Source organism: Mycobacterium sp. 94-17, assembly GCF_035617725.1.
Lineage (GTDB): Bacteria > Actinomycetota > Actinomycetes > Mycobacteriales > Mycobacteriaceae > Mycobacterium.
In genome coordinates this window covers 120,149-132,479 of record NZ_JAPIYN010000006.1, presented here as the reverse complement: position 1 = coordinate 132,479, position 12,331 = coordinate 120,149, and the positions used below count along the sequence as shown (strand labels likewise).

General features: G+C 67.8%; 13 protein-coding genes and 1 pseudogene. 6 read left to right on the top strand and 8 right to left on the bottom strand.

Going from position 1 to position 12,331, the window contains the following annotated elements; genetic code table 11:
• Window positions 1–9: 9 nt before the first annotated feature.
• Window positions 10–162, bottom strand: a pseudogene (locus tag OQ789_RS09650) (methylenetetrahydrofolate reductase C-terminal domain-containing protein); the annotation flags it as partial.
• 145 nt (window positions 163–307) lie between these two features.
• Here OQ789_RS09650 and OQ789_RS09645 point away from each other — a divergent pair.
• Both OQ789_RS09645 and OQ789_RS09640 read left to right on the top strand, forming a co-directional pair.
• Window positions 308–1,666, top strand: coding sequence for a wax ester/triacylglycerol synthase family O-acyltransferase (locus OQ789_RS09645; RefSeq protein WP_324685271.1), 1,359 nt, complete (start codon window positions 308–310; stop codon window positions 1,664–1,666).
• A 113-nt stretch (window positions 1,667–1,779) separates the two neighbouring features.
• Complete coding sequence (locus OQ789_RS09640; RefSeq protein WP_324685269.1) at window positions 1,780–2,997, top strand: cytochrome P450; 1,218 nt, start codon at window positions 1,780–1,782, stop codon at window positions 2,995–2,997.
• A gap of 13 nt (window positions 2,998–3,010) precedes the next feature.
• Here OQ789_RS09640 and OQ789_RS09635 read toward each other — a convergent pair whose 3' ends face one another.
• Window positions 3,011–3,436, bottom strand: coding sequence for an ATP-binding protein (locus OQ789_RS09635; protein WP_324685442.1), 426 nt, complete (start codon window positions 3,434–3,436; stop codon window positions 3,011–3,013).
• A gap of 145 nt (window positions 3,437–3,581) precedes the next feature.
• Entirely contained in the window at window positions 3,582–4,505 is a 924-nt protein-coding gene (locus OQ789_RS09630) for a 2-hydroxyacid dehydrogenase (protein WP_420716079.1), read from the bottom strand.
• A 135-nt stretch (window positions 4,506–4,640) separates the two neighbouring features.
• Here OQ789_RS09630 and OQ789_RS09625 point away from each other — a divergent pair, with 135 nt between their 5' ends.
• On the top strand, window positions 4,641–5,498 hold the full coding sequence (locus OQ789_RS09625; protein ID WP_324685266.1) for an LLM class F420-dependent oxidoreductase: 858 nt from the start codon (window positions 4,641–4,643) through the stop codon (window positions 5,496–5,498).
• On the opposite strand, the gene OQ789_RS09620 is transcribed toward OQ789_RS09625, so the two are convergent.
• Together OQ789_RS09620 and OQ789_RS09615 are read right to left on the bottom strand one after the other, a co-directional pair.
• Complete coding sequence (locus OQ789_RS09620; RefSeq protein WP_324685265.1) at window positions 5,495–7,054, bottom strand: SulP family inorganic anion transporter; 1,560 nt, start codon at window positions 7,052–7,054, stop codon at window positions 5,495–5,497. The two genes, OQ789_RS09625 and OQ789_RS09620, sit on opposite strands and share 4 nt — an antisense overlap.
• Before the next feature lie 324 nt (window positions 7,055–7,378).
• Window positions 7,379–7,801, bottom strand: coding sequence for a nitroreductase family deazaflavin-dependent oxidoreductase (locus OQ789_RS09615; RefSeq protein WP_324685264.1), 423 nt, complete (start codon window positions 7,799–7,801; stop codon window positions 7,379–7,381).
• 163 nt (window positions 7,802–7,964) lie between these two features.
• Between OQ789_RS09615 and OQ789_RS09610 the strand changes: the two genes are divergently transcribed.
• From OQ789_RS09610 to OQ789_RS09600, 3 genes are all read left to right on the top strand, one after another.
• Window positions 7,965–8,864 (top strand): class I SAM-dependent methyltransferase, encoded by a 900-nt coding sequence (locus tag OQ789_RS09610; RefSeq protein ID WP_324685263.1) that lies wholly within the window; start codon window positions 7,965–7,967, stop codon window positions 8,862–8,864.
• Window positions 8,865–8,946: 82 nt separating this feature from the next.
• Window positions 8,947–9,636: a class I SAM-dependent methyltransferase gene (locus OQ789_RS09605; protein ID WP_324685261.1), complete on the top strand. Its 690-nt coding sequence runs from the start codon at window positions 8,947–8,949 to the stop codon at window positions 9,634–9,636.
• Window positions 9,637–9,768: 132 nt separating this feature from the next.
• The gene (locus OQ789_RS09600) at window positions 9,769–9,933 is read left to right on the top strand and encodes a hypothetical protein (protein ID WP_324685259.1); all 165 of its coding nucleotides are present in this window, start codon (window positions 9,769–9,771) and stop codon (window positions 9,931–9,933) included.
• A 38-nt stretch (window positions 9,934–9,971) separates the two neighbouring features.
• Here the strand turns inward: OQ789_RS09600 and OQ789_RS09595 are convergent, their stop codons facing one another.
• From OQ789_RS09595 to OQ789_RS09585, 3 genes are all read right to left on the bottom strand, one after another.
• Entirely contained in the window at window positions 9,972–10,352 is a 381-nt protein-coding gene (locus OQ789_RS09595) for a hypothetical protein (RefSeq protein ID WP_324685258.1), read from the bottom strand.
• 9 nt (window positions 10,353–10,361) lie between these two features.
• The gene (locus tag OQ789_RS09590) at window positions 10,362–10,586 is read right to left on the bottom strand and encodes a hypothetical protein (protein WP_324685440.1); all 225 of its coding nucleotides are present in this window, start codon (window positions 10,584–10,586) and stop codon (window positions 10,362–10,364) included.
• A 263-nt stretch (window positions 10,587–10,849) separates the two neighbouring features.
• Window positions 10,850–12,109, bottom strand: a complete 1,260-nt coding sequence (locus OQ789_RS09585) for a TetR/AcrR family transcriptional regulator (protein ID WP_324685256.1) — start codon at window positions 12,107–12,109, stop codon at window positions 10,850–10,852.
• Window positions 12,110–12,331 lie beyond the last annotated feature (222 nt).

Sequence of the window (12,331 nt, the reverse complement as noted above, 5' to 3'; positions counted from 1 at the left end):
CGGCCGCCCACTCGCGGGCCGGGCCGCGAGGCGCGGACCCGACCACGGCACCACGTCGCCGAACGCGCACGGACCCGGGCGCATCTCGCACTGCCCGTCCGGGCGCACGCCGCCGCAGGGCCCGAATTCCATCCGCTTGGGACAACCCGCGTCCGCCGGCATCTGCACCCCCTCGAGCGGCAGTGCCCAAACGACCGCGCACGCAAGCGCGCCCGAACGCCCGTTCGCGGTTAGCAATCGCTCGCCGCGGCTAATACGAAGGGGCCTGCGCTGACGGCCGGCACAGCCAAAGGGACGGGGAGCGACCATGGAACCGATATCACCGACCGACGCGTTGTTCCTCATCGGCGAGTCCCGCGAACATCCGATGCACGTAGGCTCGCTGCAGCTCTTCGAACCGCCGGAGGACGCCGGTCCGCATTTCGTGCGCGACTCGTATCAGGCGATGCTCGAGTGCACCGACATCCAGCCGTCCTTCCGAAAGCATCCGGCCTTCGTGGGCGGCCTCAGCAATGTGGCGTGGTCCATCGACAAGGACGTCGAGCTCGACTACCACCTTCGCCGGTCGGCGCTTCCCGAACCCGGACGAGTGCGTGACCTGCTCGAACTGACATCCCGGCTGCACGGCAGCCTGCTCGACCGGCACCGCCCACTGTGGGAGGCGCACCTCGTCGAGGGCCTCAAAGACGGGCGGTACGCGGTCTACACGAAGTACCACCACTCGCTGATGGACGGCGTCTCGGCGCTTCGCCTGGTGCAGCGCGCCTTCACATCGGATCCACACGACGACGAGGTGCGGGTTCCGTGGAGCCTGGCCCCGCGCAAGCGCGGCGGGCGGCGGCAACAGGCGTCCCTCCTGGACCGCCTCGGGCGTACCGCGGGATCGGCGCTCGCCCTGGCGCCGTCGACGCTCAAGCTCGCCCGCGCGGCGCTGCTCGAGCAACAACTGACCCTGCCGTTCCGAGCGCCGCGCTCCATGTTCAACGTGCGGATCGGCGGTGCCCGGCGCGTCGCGGCCCAGTCCTACTCGCTGGAGCGCATCAAGGCGGTCAAGTCGGCCACCGGCGCGACGGTCAACGACATCGTCCTCGCGATGTCCGCCGGCGCCCTGCGCGCCTATCTCCTGGACCAGAACGCCCTCCCGGACGAGCCGCTGACCGCCATGGTCCCGGTCAATCTGCGCAAGGACGGCGACGACAGCGCCGGGAACAACGTCGGGACCTTCCTGTGCAACCTCGCGACCGACCTCGACGACCCGGCGGAGCGCCTCGACACGATCAGCGCGTCCATCCGCGACACCAAAGAGGTGTTCTGGCAGCTGCCCGCGGTGCAGCAGTTGGCGCTGTCCGCCTTCAACATCGGGGGCTTGTTCTTCGGCCTGATCCCCGGCTACCTGTCCGCGGGCGCACCGCCGTTCAACATCGTCATCTCCAACGTCTCGACCGGCGAGTCCGACCAATTATATTGGCGTGGAGCGCGATTGGACGGTAACTACCCGCTGTCGATCCCGCTGGACGGCCAGGCGGTCAACATCACCGTCACCAACAATGCGGAGAACCTCGACTTCGGTCTGGTCGGCTGCCGTCGCAGCGTCCCGCACCTGCAGCGGATGCTCGGCCACCTGGAGGCGGCCCTGAAGGATCTTGAACTCGCCGCGGGCGTCTGAGATGCGTTGCATCGCTTGATGCGAGCGTGAACAGAAGCCATCCGCGGGGAATGCCACCGTTCCTACTGTAAGGTCCACGGTAAATCCGTACCTGCGGGGAGGTGGGTGAGCCCGTGCCAACCACTATCGAGACGCGCAACCGCCGGCGGCCCGACATCGACCTGACCGACGGCGCCTTCTACGCGGGCGACGCACGGCCGGCCTATCGATGGATGCGCGAGAACGAGCCGGTCTTCCGGGACCGCAACGGGCTGGCGGCCGCGGCGACCTATCAGGCGGTGATCGACGCCGAGCGTGCTCCGGAGTTGTTCTCCAACGCCGGGGGCATCCGGCCGGACCAGGACGCGCCGCCGATGATGATCGCGATGGATGACCCCGCGCACCTGCTGCGGCGCAAGCTGGTCAACGCGGGGTTCACCCGCAAGCGAGTCAAGGACCGGGAGCACTCGATCGGCGTGCTGTGCGATGCGCTGATCGACAACGTCTGCGAACGGGGCGAGTGCGACTTCGTCTGGGACCTCGCCGCCCCACTCCCCATGGCGGTGATCGGCGACATGCTCGGGGTGCTGCCGGAGGAACGCCAGATGTTCCTGCGCTGGTCCGACGACATGGTCACCTTGCTCAGCAGCACCACCGCGCAGGAGGATTTTCAGGTCTCGGTGGACGCGTTCGCCGCTTACACCGAATACATGACGCGCATGATCGCGGCCCGCCAGGCGGAGCCGACCGATGACCTGGTCAGCGTGCTGGTGCACGCGGAGGTGGACGGCGCCAAGCTGGCCGACCACGAGATCGTCACCGAGGTCTTGCTGCTCCTCATCGGCGGCGACGAGACGACCCGGCATACGCTGTCCGGCGGTACCGCGCAGATCCTGCGGCATCCGCAACAGCATCGGCGGCTGGTCGACGACGTGGCGCTGCTACCCAACGCGATCGAGGAGATGCTGCGGTGGACCGCCCCGGTCAAGAACATGGCCCGCACCATGACCGCGGACCTGGAGTTTCACGGCACGCAGCTCAACCAGGGCGAGAAGATCATTCTGCTGTTCGAGTCGGCGAACTTCGACGAGGCGGTGTTCGGCGATCCGGACGACTTCCGCATCGACCGCTATCCCAACAACCATCTGGCGTTCGGGTTCGGAACCCACTTCTGCCTGGGCAATCAGCTGGCGCGCCTGGAGCTGTCGATGATGCTCGAACGGCTGCTGAAACGCCTGCCGGATATGCGGTTGGCCACCGGGGAACCGCTGCCGCTGCGCCCGGCGAACTTTGTCAGCGGTCTGGAACGGATGCCGGTCGAGTTCACGCCGTCGGCGAGGATGGGCGCCTGATCCCGGCGGGGCTTCAACGCTGCGCGTCGCCGACGAGCTGCGCGTCGGTGACGTAATCCAGGTAGACGCTGGTGCCGTCGGGACGGGCATGGATGGTGCAGTGATCGGCGAGCCGGTGCATCAGCATGATGCCCCGCGACGCACGCGGATCGTTGGAGTGTCGCAGGGCGGGTTTGCGCCAGCTTCCGCGATCGCTGATGCAGATCCGGATGGACGCGGAGTCGGGGTCGTAGCTCGCCTGCAGCTTCATGACGCCGGGCCGATGATGCGCGCGATAGGCGTGCTCGACACAGTTCGCCAGCGCCTCGTTGACGCCCAGGACGACGTCCTCATGGAGTTCTTCTGGCGCGGGCACCTCCTGTTGCAGCCACCGTTGCAGAGCACGGCGCCACTGCGCCGCCGTGCTGGGGCGCGCGGTGCCCGCGAGCGTCAGACGCACCGGCGGGGTGGATTCCGGCCACAGTGAACTCATGAATGCCGGATACCCAGATGCGGCGGGGGTGATAACCTCCCGCGGGTATCGCTTCGGCCACAGTGCATCGCCGCCGGAGAATGACCAGCTCACGGCCGCGAGCTGCGGTCAATTACCGACGCAGCGGCAAGACGGGTGTGACCAATCGGCCGGTCTCGAGGTAGCTGTCGAGGTTTCGGATCGCCAGCAGCGCCATGGCCCGCCGGGTCCGCGCGGTGGCGCTGCCGATGTGCGGGAGCAGCACCACGTTGTCCAGGCCGGACAATTCGGCCGGTACCCGCGGCTCCTCGGCGAAGACGTCCAGCCCCGCGCCCGCCAGTTCCTTGCCGGCCAGCAGTTCCACCAGCGCGTCCTGGTCGACGACGCTGCCCCGCGCGATGTTGATCAGGTAGCCCTCGGGGCCCAGGGCCCGCAGCACGGCGCGGTCGACGAGCTTGTGCGTGTGGCGATCGCCCGTGGTGGCGATGACCAGGACGTCGACCGATTCGGCGAGTTCCGCGGGCGACTCGGCATAGCGGAACGGTGATCCGTCGATGCGGTGGCGGTTGTGATATGCGATGGCACAGTCGAATCCGAGGAGCCTGGTCGCGATCGCCGACCCGATCCGCCCCAGGCCCAAGATCCCGACCCGCAGGCCGCTGACGTCTCTGGCATACGGGAACGGGCCTTCGCGGGCCCATCGGCCGGCACGCACGTAGCGGTCGGCGGCGGCGAAACCCCGCAGCGTCATCAAGATCAGGCCAACCGCGGTGTCGGCTACCGTGTCCGACAGCACGTCGGGTGTGTTGCTCACGCCGATCCCGCGGCGCTTCGCCGAATCCAAGTCGATCAGATCCACCCCGGCCCCGTTGTTGACGATGACCCTCAGGCCGGGCAGCGCCGCCATGGTGGCGGCATCGACGCCGGGCGAGCCGGAGGTCACCAGCACGCGCACCCCGGCGCCGTGCTCGGCCAGGAACCCGGTTCGCGCGGGCCCGTCGGGAAGCGTGGGAATCTCGTAGCGCGCGGCCAACTCGCGTTCGAATGTCGGCTCCATCTCGCCGACCCGCAGGACTCCACTGACCTTCTTCGCCGTCACGAGTACATCATGGTCGATGCCGGTCCGGCGGGTGGTGCGCGGCGTCTCCCGTTGCGCGGGAAGCAAACCTGATGCGGCGTGGTTGCACCGCGAATGCGTATTGGAGTCGTCTTCCCACAAACCGAGCTCGGTTCGAGCCCCGCCGTGCTGCGCACGTACGCCGCGCGCGTCGAGGAACTGGGGTTCACCCACGTCCTCACCTACGACCACGTCGTCGGCGCCGACCCGAAGGTTCATCAAGGGTTCGCGGGCCCGTACGACATCGACTCGACGTTTCACGAGCCGTTCGTCATGCTCGGCTACCTGGCCGCGATCACCTCACTGGAACTCGTCACCGGGGTCATCATCTTGCCGCAACGCCAATCGGTGTTGGTGGCCAAGCAGGCCGCCGAGGTCGACCTGCTCACCGCGGGCCGCTTCCGGCTCGGGATCGGGTTGGGCTGGAACGCCGTCGAATTCGAGGCGCTCGGGGAGTCGTTCACCAACCGCGGCAAACGCTCCGAGGAACAGGTCGAGGTCATCCGCAGGCTGTGGACGCAACGGTCGGTCACCTACCACGGCAGGTACCACACGGTCACCGGCGCCGGCCTGGCCCCGTTGCCCGTCCAACGGCCGATACCGGTGTGGTTCGGCGCGGCTTCCGATCGCGCCTACGAACGTGCCGGTCGACTCGGCGACGGCTGGTTTCCGATGGTCGAGCCCGGCCCCGGCCTCGACTACGCGCTCGAACAGGTGAACCGCGCGGCCGAGTCGGCGGGCCGCGACCCGCGCAGCCTCGGGATGGAAGGCCGGGTCAGCTGGACCGAAGACCGCGACAAGCTCGCCGCCACCATCGCCGCATGGAAAGACGCAGGCGCCACCCATCTTTCGGTGAACACCATGAAGGCCGGCTTCGCCGATGTCGACGAACACCTCGCCGCCCTGGAGCAGGTCGCCGCCGACCTGACCTAGCGGACGGTCGGCGTAACGCCCGACGCCGACAACTCCTCGACCAGGCTCAGGTGAACGTTGCGACGGTGGGCCTTCGGCGACTTGCGCATGCGGCCAACGGGTTCCGTGAGCTCACTGCTTGCCAGGGCGTCGGAGTTCGTGTCGACGGTGTCACGAATGTGGACCTGCCCCCCGGTGGCGCAGTGCCGCCGCTGCCAGTCGCTGATCGCCTGGTGGGCGGCATGATCGAGATAGTTCGTGAGCAGGTGAATGGTGACCGAAGTGCGTTCGGGAACCGATGCCAGCACGCCGGTCAGCCGCGGCAGCGCCAGGAAGGTACAGGCGCCCTCCACGACGACGTGCCATCCGTCGCCCACGGGCGTGGCCTCGATCCTGGCCCGCACCACCCGCCACCCGGTCACCGCGACGGCCAACGCGAGTCCGATCATCACGCCGTGCAGCAGATTGAGGAAGACGACACCGACCACGGTCACCAGGTAGACGGCGAGATCGCCGTTGCGCAAAGCGGTTTCGATGTGTGCCGGCTTCAACAGCTCGATGCCGATGACGATGAGCAGGCCGGCCAGCGCCGCCGTGGGGATCTTCTCGACGAGTCCCGCGAACGGTACGGCGAAGAGCAGCACCCAAATACCGTGCAGGATCGTCGAGGCCCGCGTCTTAGCGCCGGCATTCACGTTGGCCGCGCTGCGCACGATGACGCCCGCGATGGGCAGCCCACCGACCGCGCCCGAGGCGATGTTCGCCGCGCCCTGCCCGATCAGCTCGCGGTTGAAGTCGGTTCGCGGTCCGGTGTGCATCCGATCGATCGATACCGCGGTCAGCAGGCTCTGCACGCTGGTGATCAGGGTGACGGTGATGACGGCGATCACAACGGCTCCCCAGTTCCCGTGCGGCAACGACGGCAGGTGCAGCGCCTCGAGCACCGAACCCTCCAGCACGATGCGGGACACGTTGAACGGGAAGATCACCGAGATGGCGGTCACCACCACGATCGCGACGAGCGGGCCGGGAATCTTGGCCACCCGGGCCGGAACCCAGCGCCACACGACCAGAATGGCGATCACCAGCAGGCCCAACGCAAGTCCCGGGCGGTGCGCGCCGAGGATCTGCGCGGGCAGGCCGGTGACATTGCTCCACGCCGAGCTTTCCGAAGCGCCACCCAGCAAGACATGCACCTGCTGCAGAGCGATGGTGATCCCGATGCCGGCCAACATGGCGTGCACCACGACGGGCGAGATCGCCAGCGCGGCCCGGGCGATCCGGCTGAGCCCCAACAGGACTTGCAGGATCCCCGCGATCACGGTGACGAAACATGTTATCGCCCAGCCGAACTGGTCGACCAGTTCAGCGACCACGACGGTGAGCCCCGCGGCCGGCCCGCTCACTTGCAGCGGCGAGCCGCCGATCCATCCCGCGACCACCCCCCCGACGATCGCCGCGATCAGGCCCGCGAGAACCGGTGCATCCGAGGCGATCGCGATACCCAGCGACAGCGGAAGCGCCACCAGAAAGACCACCAACGAGGCCGGCAGGTCGTACTGAAGCGTCTCGCGCATGCGGCCGATGCGGGACAAAGTCTCGTCCCTTCCGCCTTGGCCGACAGGCTGTTTTGCGTGTTGCATCGGCCCTCCTCTGAATTGGTCAGTAGCGGTGGGCTTTTGGACATCCACCCCGGTCACGGCAGGTAGAAAAACGCTAAAGCCGTGCAGCGCAGGCACTTACAACTACCACGAACGTCATTGTTCGCCGGGACACGCCTGGCCTATGCGTTCGACGGTATGGCGGGGAACGTGAGGGGTCAACCGGACGGGCCGAGCGCATATTGAATGCAAATTTTTCGGGGCCCGTTGCGGGCCGCCGGCACGTAGGGCGGAAAGCGGTTACTCCAGAACGAAAACGGGGATCTGTCGTGGCGCGTTTTGCTGGTATTCCGCGTAGGGAGGGAAGGCCTCGACGGCGCGCTGCCACCACTCTTCGCGCTCGGCGCCGTCGAGCTCGCGGGCCGTCAGCGTGACGACCTGGTCGCCGTCCTGCACCGTCACCGCCGGATTCGCCTTCAGGTTGAAATACCACACCGGATGCTTCGGCGCGCCGCCGTGCGACGCGACGGCGACGTAGCGGCCATCCTTCTCCACCCGCATCAGGGGTACGTAACGAAGTTTGCCGGTCTTGGCCCCGGTGACGGTCACCAGCACGACGGGCCGGTCGAAGACCTCGACCCCATCGGTGGAGCCCTGACTCAGGATCCGTTCGGTCTGGTCGCGCACCCAACCCCTGGGGCTCAATTCGATGTTGTCAGCCATACCTCCAGCGAACACCGGGGCACTGCTACCGCATTCCCCGGGTCGCGCCGGACGGCGCCGCGGGCCCCGCGGCGCGGAGTACGGTGGGGTAACAATCAATTAACCAAGCTAACTAAATGCGCACGGGTCGGGGAGACGCGTGCGGCGCGGAAAGGAGACGGGCATGTCCCGCACCGAGAACGACACCTGGGACCTGGCGTCCAGCGTCGGAGCTACCGCGACAGCGGTCGCCGCGCAGCGGGCGATCGCGTCCCAGGGCCCCGACGCCCTGCTGAACGATCCATGGGCCGATCCCCTCGTTCGCGCGGTGGGCACCGACGTCTTCATCAAGTTCCTCGGCAACCAGCCTGACCGCAGCGACGACCCGCTGCTGAACCGCCGGGCCGTGCGTGAGCAGATCACGGTGCGCACCCGATTCTTCGACGACTTCTTCATGCAAGCGACCGAATCGGGCATCCCGCAAGCGGTCATTTTGGCGTCCGGCCTGGATACCCGGGCCTATCGGCTGTCCTGGCCGGCGGGCACGGTCGTCTACGAGATCGACCAGCCCGAGGTGATCGAATTCAAGACCCGGACCCTGGCCGATCTGGGCGCCACACCCACTGCCGAGCGCCGCACCGTGTCGATCGACCTGCGCGACGACTGGCCGGCGGCCCTCGTGGCCGCCGGGTTCGACGCGCACCAGCCGACCGCGTGGAGCGCCGAGGGACTCCTCGTGTACCTGCCGCCCGCGGCCCAGGACCGGTTGTTCGACAACATCGCCGCCGCGTCCGCTCCGGGCAGCCGGATCGCCACCGAACACATGGACCTGCGCAACGTCCCCTCCGACTGGGCGCGGAAGCTGACCGAGCGCTCCGCGCGCATCGGCTCGAACATCGACCTGGCCGCGCTGTTCTACACCGGTGAGCGCAACACCGCCGCCGAATATCTGGCCGCACATGGTTGGCGGGTCGATATACGGACAACCGAGCTGGCGTTTCGCGCACACGGCTTCGCGGTGCCGGACGACGAATTGGCCTCATTCGGCGACTCATCCGGTTACCTGACGGCGACCTGGCAGTAGGAGTATCCCGAGCCGCGCGACGGCCGGCCCGCGAGTATCAAGCAGGTTGACGCATATCAGGCGCATTGATATAACGGATGTCATGACGCAACCGACTCAAGAGATGTTCGAATCCGCCTACCGGGGCGAGGCTCCCGAGATGGGCGAGGGCAATCGGCCGCCGTGGAGCATCGGTGAGCCGCAGCCCGAGATCGCGGCCCTCATCGGGGACGGCAAGTTCCACGGCGACGTGCTCGACGCCGGCTGTGGCGAGGCGGCGGTGTCGCTGTACCTCGCCGAGCGCGGCTTCACCACGGTGGGGCTGGACCAGTCACCCACCGCCATCGCGATGGCGACCGAGAAGGCCACCCGGCGCGGCCTGACCAACGCCGCCTTCGAGGTCGCGGACATCAGCGCCTTCACCGGCTACGACGGCCGCTTCGGCACCATCGTCGACAGCACGCTGTTTCACTCGATGCCGGTTGAGCTGCGCGAGGGCTACCAGCGGTCGATCGTGCGGGCCGCGGCATCGGGAGCCTCGTACTTCGTGCTGGTCTTCGACCGCGCCGCGCTGCCGGCCGAGGGCCCCATCAACGCGGTCACCGAGACCGAGTTGCGCGATGTGGTCTCGAAGTACTGGGTGATCGACGAGATCCGGCCGGCCCGCATCCACGCCAACGTGCCGGAGGGATTTTTGGCGGGCTTCGAGGCCTTCAGCGGCGGCGACATTCGCGACGAGGACAACGGCCGCAAGTCCGTGGGCGCCTGGTTGCTGTCCGCGCACCTCGGCTGACGGCGCGCCGCGCGACCTGCGGTCCGGCGCCGTGAGCAGCGCACTCGGCTTCGACGGACGTGGCCGGGTTTCGTCGCCCGCCATTCGGGCCACCCTCAGTGGACGCAGTGCACACGTTCGGAGGAGATCTCGGTGGATCAACACGGCGACGTCGACCCCCCCGCGCCCGAGGACGCGCGGAAGGCGACCGAGGAACAGCGCAAGCGCCAGGAGCAACTCGAGCACCAGGACGAGGATCCGGACGGGCCGGGACTACACCAGTCCCGGCACGACCTGCCCGACGAAAGCACTCGCTAGCCCGCGCTCCCTTCCAGGCCTCGGATCGCGAAAGCGGCTTATTCGCAGGGTATTCCGCTGTGCTGAGACGCCACCCGGGCTGATTGCGACGCGTCGCCGGACGGGATCGGCCGATGGTAATCATGCGCGAGCGCGGCTGCCGACTCCCACGTCAATATCGCCGCGCCCAGGACCGCCATCGGAATCGCCCACAGTCGCCGGGCTATCAGCGCGCTGTCGCACCGCCCGACGACGTTGTCACCGGCCGTGCTGAGCGCTCTCGACGCCTGCGCCAGGTCAGCCGCAAAGCCGTTGCCGCACTTGATCTGCCAGCCGAACTGGTCGTAGGCGTCGATGAAGACCGGGTAGTACAGGGCGAACAGACCCCCGGCCAGCAGCAGCGCCGCGGCGAAGACGATGGGCGGCCTGTGGTTGGTCATGCGCGCCCCCTAGGTCATGCAGACGTTGGCGAATAGCAGCACCGGCCACGACACGATCGAGCCGAGGAAAGAGACCACCAAATCAGCGCCGTGCATGTCATGCAGATGCTGGGTGTGGGTGCTCGACCAGATGACGCCGACGATCAGGTACGGCGTCCCCAGAATGATTCCCAGTCCCAGCAGTTCGGCGATGGACAATTGATACTCCAGGAGTGCACGAATCCTGGCGAGCATGGGCATGCCTTTCGCGCGGGCGCTGCCGGGTCCGAAGCCGGCCCGCACCACAGGGATGAGGACCTCAACCACGTGCCGGCGCGCGGATTAGACCCGTTCTATGTTAATGATCGTTCGGGCGATTCGGTAGTACGTGAGGCCGATCGGCTACGGTGAGATGCGGTGCCGGACGGCGCGTTCAACGCCCAGGCGCGCAGTGAGAGGGTGAATCCGCAACCGGCAAGTGGAGATGGGTTCTCCGAGTCCCACGCCGCGAAGGCCCGTCAGCGGCGCTGCCGGCCGCCGCGAGGTGCGGCGGCCGACGCCGCCGGTCGTCCCAGCACCGTGACCTCCATCAGGCGCCGCATCGTGAGGCCGGCGGCGGCGCTGGTGTCGGGGTAGAACATTCGGCCGATGTCCATCGCAAGCGCGAACGCGGCGTGGACGGCGTACCGGGCCCGGCCCAGGGTGAGCTCCGGGCTGGCCGCGACGGCCAGGGTGGCCCAGGATTCGACGGTCGAGCGCCGAATGTTGTAGAGCAGCACCGCGTCCGTGTCGGGCAGGTTGTGCCGCTCGGTGTAGTACACGCAGGCCAGCTCGGGATTGGCGAACGACCGGGTGACGTAGGCCTCGATCAGCTGCGCGAGTGCCTGTTCCGGGTCGGCGTTGGCGGCCAGGATGCTGAACAGGTCGCCGGAGAGTTGGTCGGCGGCGCGCCGGTAGTAGACCGCCAGGATGGCCGCCTTGCCCGGAAAGTATTGGTAGATGGTGGCAACCGGTATGCCGACCGCCACGGCGATGTCTTCCATCCCGGTTTCGCGATAGCCGCGTTCGTTGAACAAGCGCATCGACTCGTGCAACAGGAGTTCATAGCTGCCTGCGGCGCTGGTCAGCGCCGCCGCCTGCGCTTGTTCGGATCCGCGACCACGCCGGGTCGGCACCTCGGCGCGTAACACCGCGGTCGCGATATCGGTCAGCGTCGCGCGGATCTCGGCATTGCCCAGGCGCGACCGATGGTCGGTGATGCTGCCGACGACGCTCATCGTGGCCGCCGACAGGATCCAGCGTTGCGGCGACGTCAATTTCGGCCGCAGCCTCATCAGTGGGCGCTGCAGGCGCCGGTTGATCAGTTTGATCTGTTCGGCCAGCGCGCGCTGGTCGTCACCCCGCAGGTACCGGCCCTCCCACCGGTACATCCCACCGGCGGTCCGGTTGAGGATCGTGGTGTCGATCAGCGCATCGATGAGCGCGTCGAGTTGCTCCTCGGGATCGCCGTCGGCGGGCAGGGCATCCGCGAAGGCGGTGGCGTCGACCAGCTGCTGCCCCAGCGCCAGGAAGACGTGCCGGAACAGGTCGTACTTGCCCTGCGAGTGCCGGTACAGCGCGGCCGCGGAGATCCCGACCCGCGCAGCGATGTTTTCCATGCTGACCGCGTGATAGCCCAACTCGCTGAACGCATCGGTCGCCGCGCGGGCGATCTGGCTCTTGCGGTCCTTCGGGCGCCGCTTTACTCGATCTGCGGACGAGCGGCTTACCGAGGGCATACAGATCACCGTAGCCGCAGCGGCGGAAGTGCAGATGATTCGTGGACGGCCGCAATTGCGGGGCCGGCGACCCGGGGACACGCAGGGCCGGGCGCAGCGGTGCACGCGAGGTCATCAGACGTCCGGCCTCGTTATGCTCCGCCGTATTCCGGGCGCAGCACCGAGCTGAGCGCGGCGAGCGGAATGCGCGACGATGGAATTGACGGTTCGGTTTTCGGTGAC